The 2158-nt window shown below is 56.8% G+C and carries 1 protein-coding gene and 1 rRNA gene; one reads left to right on the forward strand and one right to left on the reverse strand.

The features are described 5' to 3' along the window. On the reverse strand, positions 1 to 202 hold a 202-nt coding region (locus tag ACXAID_RS27845), incomplete at its 3' end, for a hypothetical protein (protein WP_475025396.1). Positions 203 to 233: 31 nt separating this feature from the next. Here ACXAID_RS27845 and ACXAID_RS27850 point away from each other — a divergent pair. Next, positions 234 to 2158: ribosomal RNA gene (locus ACXAID_RS27850) — 23S ribosomal RNA — on the forward strand; the annotation flags it as partial.

The following is a 2158-nucleotide window of genomic DNA, read 5'->3' on the forward strand; positions in this document are numbered from 1 at the left end:
CAGACACACTATTGGGCTTTGAGACAACAAGCCCGTGCCCCTGTGGTTTGGGGGTGGCTCTGCCGTCCGGTGGGGTCGGAGTGTTGTTGCCCTGCTTTGGTGGTGGGGTGTGGTGTTTGATTTGTGGATAGTGGTTGCGAGCATCTAAGGCGCGAGGGTTTTCTCTTGTGTCTTTGTTGTATGCAATTTTGTTGAAACTCATTTTTTTGAGTGACTCATTTTTTGGTTTTGTGTTGTAAGTGTTTAAGGGCGCATGGTGGATGCCTTGGCACTGGGAGCCGATGAAGGACGTGGGAGGCTGCGTTAAGCCTCGGGGAGCTGTCAACCGAGCGTGGATCCGAGGATGTCCGAATGGGGAAACCCGGCACGAGTGATGTCGTGTCACCCGGCACTGAATGTATAGGTGTCGGGGGGGAACGCGGGGAAGTGAAACATCTCAGTACCCGTAGGAAGAGAAAACAATTGTGATTCCGTGAGTAGTGGCGAGCGAAAGCGGAGGATGGCTAAACCGTGTGCATGTGATACCCGGCGGGGGTTGTGTGTGCGGTGTTGTGGGGTCTGTGTTCTCTGGTCCGCCGATCAGGGCAGCAGTGAGAAAAACATGTGTTAGCGGAAGTGGCCTGGGATGGTCTGCCGGAGAGGGTGAGAGTCCCGTATGCGAAAACATGTGTTCTGTTGTCACAGTGTCCCCGAGTAGCAGCGGGCCCGTGGAATCTGCTGTGAATCTGCCGGGACCACCCGGTAAGCCTGAATACTTCTCAGTGACCGATAGCGGATTAGTACCGTGAGGGAATGGTGAAAAGTACCCCGGGAGGGGAGTGAAAGAGTACCTGAAACCGTGCGCTTACAATCCGTCAGAGCCCTCGCTTGTGTGTGGGGTGATGGCGTGCCTTTTGAAGAATGAGCCTGCGAGTCAGGGACATGTCGCGAGGTTAACCCGGGTGGGGTAGCCGTAGCGAAAGCGAGTCTGAATAGGGCGTATCCAATCCGGAGGGGTTGGTGTAGTGGTGTGTTCTGGACCCGAAGCGGAGTGATCTACCCATGGCCAGGGTGAAGCGCGGGTAAGACCGCGTGGAGGCCCGAACCCACTTAGGTTGAAGACTGAGGGGATGAGCTGTGGGTAGGGGTGAAAGGCCAATCAAACTCCGTGATAGCTGGTTCTCCCCGAAATGCATTTAGGTGCAGCGTCGCAGTGTTCGTGTTGGAGGTAGAGCTACTGGATGGCCGATGGGCCCTACTAGGTTACTGACGTCAGCCAAACTCCGAATGCCGACACGGTGTAATGCGGCAGTGAGACGGCGGGGGATAAGCTCCGTGCGTCGAGAGGGAAACAGCCCAGATCGCCGGCTAAGGCCCCTAAGCGTGTGCTAAGTGGAAAAGGATGTGCAGTCGCGAAGACAACCAGGAGGTTGGCTTAGAAGCAGCCACCCTTGAAAGAGTGCGTAATAGCTCACTGGTCAAGTGATTGTGCGCCGATAATGTAGCGGGGCTCAAGCACACCGCCGAAGCCGCGGCAGCCACTTCGTGTGGCTGGGTAGGGGAGCGTCCTGCATCCGGTGAAGCAGCAGCGTGAGCTAGTTGTGGAGGGTGTGGGAGTGAGAATGCAGGCATGAGTAGCGATGAGGCAAGTGAGAACCTTGCCCGCCGGAAGACCAAGGGTTCCTGGGCCAGGCCAGTCCGCCCAGGGTGAGTCGGGACCTAAGGCGAGGCCGACAGGCGTAGTCGATGGACAACGGGTTGATATTCCCGTACCCGTGTGTGAGCGTCCCTGATGAATCCATTTTGCTAACCGCCCAAATGGTGGTCCACCAATCCCTTCGGGGTGCGGGGATCACCGGCTGCGCGGAACCCAGGTGGGTAGTAGTCAAGCGATGGGGTGACGCAGGAAGGTAGCCGTACCAGTCAGTGGTAATACTGGGGCAAACCTGTAGGACGAACAGTAGGCAAATCCGCTGTTCATGTGTCTGAGAGGTGATGCATAGCCGAGTGAGGCGAATTCGGTGATCCTATGCTGTCGAGAAAAGCCTCTAGCGAGCGCACACACGGCCCGTACCCCAAACCAACACAGGTGGTCAGGTAGAGAATACCGAGGCGTACGAGTGAACTATGGTTAAGGAACTCGGCAAAATGCCCCCGTAACTTCGGGAGAAGGGGGACC

Source organism: Mycobacterium sp. ABE4_509 (assembly GCF_056160785.1).